This is a genomic window from Microcoleus sp. LEGE 07076, from assembly GCF_015207455.1.
Taxonomy (GTDB): Bacteria; Cyanobacteriota; Cyanobacteriia; order Cyanobacteriales; family Microcoleaceae; genus Microcoleus.
On the sequence record NZ_JADEWV010000284.1, the window covers coordinates 1 to 5932 of the forward strand.

General features: G+C 46.0%; 7 protein-coding genes. 2 read left to right on the plus strand and 5 right to left on the minus strand.

Going from position 1 to position 5932, the window contains the following annotated elements:
• From IQ270_RS27180 to IQ270_RS27190, 4 genes are all read right to left on the minus strand, one after another.
• Positions 1 to 682, minus strand: a 682-nt coding sequence (locus IQ270_RS27180; protein ID WP_193976268.1) for a cation:proton antiporter, incomplete at its 3' end; no start/stop codon positions are given.
• 93 nt (positions 683 to 775) lie between these two features.
• Entirely contained in the window at positions 776 to 1219 is a 444-nt protein-coding gene (locus IQ270_RS31535; RefSeq protein ID WP_228056747.1) for a DUF389 domain-containing protein, read from the minus strand.
• A complete protein-coding gene (locus IQ270_RS31540; RefSeq protein WP_228056748.1) occupies positions 1198 to 1467 on the minus strand; it encodes a hypothetical protein in 270 nt (89 codons plus the stop codon). The genes IQ270_RS31535 and IQ270_RS31540 overlap by 22 nt, the downstream gene beginning before the upstream one ends.
• Before the next feature lie 243 nt (positions 1468 to 1710).
• Positions 1711 to 3177 carry a glycoside hydrolase family 13 protein gene (locus IQ270_RS27190; RefSeq protein ID WP_193976269.1) on the minus strand — a complete coding sequence of 489 codons (1467 nt, stop codon included), beginning with the start codon at positions 3175 to 3177 and terminating at the stop codon, positions 1711 to 1713.
• 19 nt (positions 3178 to 3196) lie between these two features.
• Here IQ270_RS27190 and IQ270_RS27195 point away from each other — a divergent pair, with 19 nt between their 5' ends.
• Positions 3197 to 3343 carry a hypothetical protein gene (locus IQ270_RS27195; protein ID WP_193976270.1) on the plus strand — a complete coding sequence of 49 codons (147 nt, stop codon included), beginning with the start codon at positions 3197 to 3199 and terminating at the stop codon, positions 3341 to 3343.
• A gap of 591 nt (positions 3344 to 3934) precedes the next feature.
• A complete protein-coding gene (locus IQ270_RS27200; protein ID WP_193976271.1) occupies positions 3935 to 5224 on the plus strand; it encodes a glucose-1-phosphate adenylyltransferase in 1290 nt (429 codons plus the stop codon).
• Between the two features lie 288 nt (positions 5225 to 5512).
• Here the strand turns inward: IQ270_RS27200 and IQ270_RS27205 are convergent, their stop codons facing one another.
• Positions 5513 to 5752, minus strand: coding sequence for a hypothetical protein (locus IQ270_RS27205; RefSeq protein ID WP_193976272.1), 240 nt, complete (start codon positions 5750 to 5752; stop codon positions 5513 to 5515).
• Between the last annotated feature and the right edge of the window lie 180 nt (positions 5753 to 5932).

Consider the following 5932-nt stretch of genomic DNA (forward strand, 5'->3'; position numbering starts at 1 on the left):
GCTCCACCAGAGGCAGATCGAAGCGCTGCGTCAGATAAGAAATGGCAAACCCAATCAGCCCTCCAATCCCCAGCCCAATCCCCACCACCGTTATCAACTCGAGCAAAATCGGCCCCGGCGATAAATTAGTAGTTCCCTGAGCAAAAGCAGCCAGAAATCCAAAGGCCACAACTGCCATTCCGTCATTAAACAAACTTTCGCCTTCCATCAAAGTGGTGAGACGCTTGTCAACCCCCAACTCCCGAAACAAAGCCGTCACCGAAACCGGATCGGTAGCTGAAAGGGTAGCCCCAATCAGCAGCGCGGTTCCCAAAGAAAGATCGGCAAATTGATTCAAACCAATTGCCACACCCGCAATGGAAATCAGCACACCGAAAACAGCATAAAGACAAATAGGAATTAAATCCTGTTTCAAGCTCGACCATTTCAAATTCCAAGCAGCTTCAAACAGCAGAGGCGGTAAAAAAATCAACAGAATCAATTCGGGCGAAAGATTGACCAATCGCACATCGACCAAGGCCAGACCAGCTCCCACAATCACCAGCAGCAGCGTATAGGGAATTCGGCGAAACCAGCTAACAATTTGTGGCAGAGTGGCGACACTCAAAGAAACCGAAAGCACCAGCAAAAATTGCTTCAAATTTTGTTCGATCGCAACTTCTTGTAGACTCGTCTCTATCATTTTTCAAATTCCGATTAGTAATTATGGTGTTGCATAGATTTTTGACCCGCCCAAAAATGGGTATTTGCTTTTCGACACGAGCATCAGGAATTGTCAGCGTGTCAATTCTCCTTCAACCGCATCCTGCAGAACAGAGGGTGAGGAATTTTTGGGCAGTTTTTTGAGAGTAGTTTTCAATTGGACAATGGGTTGGGTTGCTGTTGCAGTTTTCCTAATGTAGCGCTCGGCTCCAATTTGCCATTTTGTTTCCAGGTAATTGCGGATTGCGATCGCTCGATCGGCGGGCGATCCAATTTCAGATGGCGATCGAGCAGAACTCATTTCAATTCCCACAGCCCCAGAAAATAGCGCAATCACTAAATCCAGCAGATTTGGCTGAGTTCTCGCCAGAATTTCGCCGGTCATTTCCTTAAATGGCAGAATCAATACCAACACAACAGCAAAAGAAATAGCAAGCCCGCAGCTCAAAATTAGATGAATAATAGCCCGCAGCGCTAAGATCGCGTCTCCAGTGGCTAGAGCCAGCCCATTCGCCAAAATACTCCCATCAAGGGTGAAATCAGCATCGCACCAATGATGACGACCGGACTGTTCAACACCAAACCCAAGGTGGCGATACCAGCAGCAAACAAAACCTGAATCCAATAACTGGCATCCGTCAGCGTCACGGATTTAGCAATGTCCAAGTATACCTGTTCTTTGCGAACGTTGCTTACACCTAAATTCTGGGCAAACCAGCCGCTCAACCGAGGGAACGCTGCTAATATCCTTAACCGTTTCGTCATATATTTTGAGAAACAATTGGTAGTTGTTCTGCTTAGCCCAGCTTAGTTTGCTGATACCTGTCGTTGTGGTATTACCAATAGATTGCCTGCGTATTTCATCAGGTTCGCAGTTGAGTTGCGAACCCAATTAATTCGTAAATCGCTAAGGAATGAGAATTAAATAACTTACCATTTTTATTGTTATTGTGGGATGGGAGGGAGAGCCCGTCCCACAAATATGTGTAAATTATTTAATTCACGAGCCTAATTAGCTGAACCGATAATTAAACCCGATCGCGCGGGCAGACTCAATTCTAACTTCCGAGTTTCGCCTTCACTTTTCCAAACAAACTCACCTTTGCCAAACAGCAATTTATCGTGAGGAGATTTCAAACTAGGTGTTTCAAAGCTCGCACTTACCTGTTCAGTTGCGACATTAACAGCAACAACTATTTCCTCCTCCCCTAAAATTCTGGCAAAAACGTAAACCGTGCCTTCAGCAAACAGAATTTGGTAAGTCCCAGTGCGGAGGGCGGCGTATTTGTGGCGCAAAGCTATCAACTGTTTGTGGTAATCTAAAACATCAAGTTCCCAGTGAGCTGCCGAGGGAAAACTGCGGCGAGAATCTGGATCTAGAGCACCGGGCAAACCAACTTCATCGCCGTAATAAATGCTGGGAGCTCCGGGATAAGTTAACAGCAGCAAAGTAGCAATTTCAACGCTTGTTTTGTCCTCTCCAGCGATTGATAGCAACCGGGCAGTATCATGACTGGCCAACAAGTTGAGTTGAGTTAGCTGTATTTCCCACGGATATAATTCCAAAACTTGCTGAATCTTCTCTCCGTACTGTTTAGCAAACAGCGCCGGATAGGGGTAATAAGAGCGACCTTCTAGTTGGGTAATATCTACTCGATCGCCCGCAGCAAAAGCAATAGTTGGAGCCGTAAACAGATAATTCATTACGCCGTCAAATTGCGTTCCGTCCAGCCATTCCCGCGCGTCCAGCCAGACTTCGCCAACGATGTAAGCTTCGGGATTAACAGCTTTCACTCTGTCTCGAAATTCCTGCCAAAATCCCTCTGTTTTAATTTCAAAAGGAACATCCAGCCGCCAGCCGTCGATGCCGAATTTAATCCAGTATTCGGCGATTTCCATGATGTATTCTCGCACTTCTGGATTGTCGTGGTTGAATACAGGCAGAGCTCGATTGCCGTCCCAACCAAGATAATTAGCCGGGAAATTGCCGTCGTAAGCAGATAGCGGCCAGCCTTCTATTTGAAACCAATCTAACCAGGGAGAACCCGGGCCGTTTTCCAGGATGTCGTGGAAGAAGAAGAAGCCGCGGCTGGCGTGGTTGAATACGCCGTCGAGAACGATTTTGATGTTGCGATCGTGCGCGGCATCTATAAGCTCTTTAAAAGCTGGATTACCGCCGAACATCGGATCTACTTGGTAGTAGTCGTGGGTGTGGTAGCGGTGATTGCAGGCCGACTGAAAAATGGGGGTAAAGTAAATCGCATTAATCCCCAAATCTTGCAAGTAATCTAGCTCTTCCATTACCCCCCACAAATCGCCTCCTTTGTAGCCTTGGAGGGTAGGGATTTCGTGCCATTCTTCCCACATGAAGTTTTGCAGGAGGCGTTTGCGGGGCTGTTTGCTTTTGGCAAAGCGATCGGGGAATATTTGGTAGAATACGGCGTGTTTAACCCAGTCGGGGGTTTGAATTTGCATACAATTTTCCTAGCTTGCTATGGCTGAGGCTACAGTAGCAGAGGTTGCTACGGGATATAGCTTTTGGTATAAAATATACACTCGATCGAGTTTTGTCGATCGACCGATCGACAAAACTCGTAAAAATTTGCAGTCAACCTCAGATTTCCAACTGATTCTACCCTAAAAGTCGATCGTCGCGACGGGCTCGGCTTCCTGACTGTGGAGTCGGACTCGCCTCACAAAGCAAAAACGCCAGGAAAAAGACCGGATCGAACTCAAGCTCAACGCAAGCTCTTGGGGCAAAAACAGAGCATTCTAGGGGTTCAAAGTGAGAGCGCTGGCGGGGGATCCGTAATAATAGGGCGAGCGAGCCTCGATCGAGAAATTGCCAGAACCGAGAATTAACCCATAAAACTTGTAATTGACAGCCAAAACTCCGAACCTTATTCTTTCGATAAACTACGCTTATTTATTGATTAGTATTCGCTCTCAAAACTAAAAATTTTTCAAATATCCATTATTTATTGATCAGTATTTGAATTCAAAACTCAAAACTCAAAACTCCAATCCCGTCCCCACTCCAACTCTCATAAACCCGGTTTTTTAATCTGATTGAAAGTTGGAACAAACTACTTGGATTAAAAAACCGCACTTGAGCGCAACCGACTGAACTCATCACTCAAAACTCAAAACTTCCCTGCTCCCCCCTTGTCAAGAAGCCCCTACCATCCGACACTATACTTGGAGAGTTAATCGACCCTAGGGAGAAAGTTCCTTGAAAAAAGTCTTAGCCATCATCCTCGGTGGCGGTGTAGGCACCCGCCTTTACCCCCTAACCAAACTGCGGGCCAAACCCGCAGTTCCCCTGGCCGGCAAATATCGCCTCATCGATATCCCTGTCAGCAATTGCATCAACTCCGAAATACTCAAAATCTACGTTCTCACCCAATTCAACTCGGCATCGCTGAACCGGCACATCGCCCGCACTTACCAGTTTTCTGGCTTCAGCGAGGGATTTGTCGAGGTGCTCGCCGCCCAGCAAACTCAGGAAAACGCCAACTGGTTCCAAGGGACAGCAGACGCAGTTCGCCAATATCTCTCGCTGCTAGAACAGTGGGACGTTGACGAATACTTGATTCTCTCAGGCGACCACCTCTACCGCATGGACTACCAGAAGTTTGTGGAGAGACACCGCGAAACCAATGCCGATATCACCCTCTCGGTTTTGCCAATGGACGAGAAGCGGGCCTCGGATTTTGGTTTGATGAAAATCGACGAAAGCGGGCGCATTGTTTCTTTCAGCGAAAAGCCAAAAGGCGATGCGCTCAAACAAATGCAGGTGGATACTACTAAACTGGGACTGACAGCGCAGCAGGCTCAGGAAAGTCCTTACATTGCTTCGATGGGGATTTATATCTTCAAAAGAGACGTTTTGATTAAACTTCTGAAAGAATCTCCAAACCAAACTGATTTTGGTAAAGAGATTATTCCGAATTCTTCAAAAGACCACAACGTTCAAGCTTATTTGTTTGACGATTACTGGGAAGATATCGGAACAATTGAGGCTTTTTACGATTCTAATTTGGCTCTGACTAAACAGCCTAAGCCTCCTTTTAGTTTCTACGATGAGAAAGCGCCGATTTACACTCGCCCGCGTTTCTTGCCGCCGACTAAGCTTTTAAACACTCACGTGACTGAATCGATTATTGCTGAAGGCTGCATTCTCAAAGAGTGCCGCATCGACCACTCGGTGTTGGGAGTTCGATCGCGCATTGAAGCTGGATGTACGATTCAAGATACGCTGGTTATGGGTGCTGACTTCTACGAACCTGACGCCGAACGGCATTCGAGTTTGGACAACGGCGGTGTCGCCCTCGGTATCGGTGCGGATACTACAATTCGCCGCGCGATTGTGGATAAAAATACCCGCATCGGCCGCAACGTTCAAATAATTAATAAAGACCGAGTGGAAGAAGCCAACCGCGAAAACCAAGGTTTTTATATCCGCAGTGGAATTGTCGTAGTCCTGAAAAACGCCACGATTCCTGATGGAACTATCATTTAGTTATTAGTCATATCATGTCCGGTCGATTGAGCGCGATAAGTAAGGTTTGTAGTGAGGACGAAGAGTCCTTCTTCCGAGGACTGAAGTCCGAACGCTCAAACGGTTTTTACTATTGGTAATCGACCGGACATGATATCATTAGTTATTAGTCGTCAGTCATTAGTTTTTTAATTTAAAATCAGTCACCTGATTTTAAGGTGACTGACGATCGATAACTAAGTTAGTGACAGATTACCAATCACCGATGACTGATAACTGATGAGTAAATTGTTGGTTTTTAGTTCACTGTTACTTGCAACTGCTGAGGGAAGGTTTGCGAAATACTTGGAGGGTAAGAAGACCGGGTTTTAATACGGCAAAGTCTCTGTTACTGGGTGTTGCGGGACAGATATATTCGATCGCCGGAGTTTGGCGGATGACTTCTGATTCTTGTATTTGCGATCGTAGCACGACTGACAAATGCGCTGCCCGTTTCTGATCGCCACACCACTCTCGGAGCGATCTTTCCAATCGTCGCAACAGCCACAAGGCCAACTTAGCAAATAATTCATGAGATGAACACCCTCGTAGCGTCAAAAGCTTATTAATATACTATCCTATCTTGGTTTTTAGGAAAGTGTGTGATCTAGTTAACAGAATAGGGATAAATTATGTTGTATTTTTGTGAATTAATCATAATCAAGAAACTCTAAAAATAAGATACTATAC